Source organism: Cryobacterium sp. TMT2-17-1, from assembly GCF_004402765.1.
Taxonomy (GTDB): Bacteria; Actinomycetota; Actinomycetes; order Actinomycetales; family Microbacteriaceae; genus Cryobacterium; species Cryobacterium sandaracinum.
In genome coordinates this window covers 1-1,026 of the sequence record NZ_SOGC01000052.1, presented here as the reverse complement: position 1 = coordinate 1,026, position 1,026 = coordinate 1, and the positions used below count along the sequence as shown (strand labels likewise).

Below are 1,026 nucleotides of genomic sequence, written 5' to 3'. Positions count from 1 at the left end.
GAGCGGGAGTTCGTCAGCGAACTGGCCTGCACGATCCGGGTGCCGCGCCGCACGGCTGAGAACCTGATCGCGGAGAGCCGCGCCTTGGCCGGCGAGCTCCCGGCCACCCGGGCCGCGCTCGAGGCCGGCGAGATCAGTTACCAGCACGCGAAGGTGGTGATCAATCAGGCCTGGTCGGTTCCCGACGAGGCCAAGGCGGCGTTCGAGGTGGAGGTTCTGCGGTCGGCGGGCACGGTGACGGCGTCGAAGCTGAAGTATCGGGCCCGGCTGCTCCGGGAGCGCCTGCATCCGGAGACGATCCGGGCCCGGCACCAGAAGTCCGTGCGCGACCGGGCCGTGTTCTTCGAGCCCGAGCCCGATGGTATGGCGTCGCTGACCCTGTACGACAGTGCGGAGAAGGTGGCCGGTGCCTACGAGCGGGTGATGCTCGCAGCGTTGAGTCTGCAGGGGCCGGAGGAGGTGCGCACCCTGATGCAGCTCAAGGCGGACGTGTTCGCCGACATCATCCTCGATGGGGTCACCCCGTCCGGCCTTGGCAAGGGCATCCGGGGTGCGGTCAATGTGACCGTGCCGGTGCTGACTCTGATGGGTCTCGGTGAGGAGCCGGGGTTCTTGGAGGGGTATGGTCCGATCGACCCGGACACGGCCCGGCAGATCGCGGCCGGGGCGCCGAGTTTCACCCGGATCCTGGTGCACCCGGAGATGGGGGCGGTGCTGTCGGTAGGCCGGGACCGGTACGCGGTCCCGGAAGACCTGAAACGGTTCCTCCGGGTGCGAGACAAAACCTGCCGGTTTCCGGGCTGCAACCGGTCGGCGGCGCATTGCGACCTGGACCATTCCCTGGATTGGCAGTTCGAGGGCCTGACCGCGCACGACAACCTCGCGCATCTGTGTCCGGCGTGTCATGCGTTGAAGAGCGAGACCGGGTGGCGGGTGTTGCACCTCGGTGACGGCACGCTTGAGTGGACGTCGCCGACCGGGCGCACGTTCGTGAGTGAGCCGGCCACGGTCATCCGCTCGGCGTCG

The 1,026-nt window shown here is 68.7% G+C and carries 1 protein-coding gene; it reads left to right on the top strand.

The window, feature by feature from the left end; all coding sequences use genetic code 11:
• A partial coding sequence (locus E3O47_RS15505; protein WP_134421223.1) for an HNH endonuclease signature motif containing protein occupies positions 1-1,026 on the top strand: 1,026 nt, incomplete at both ends.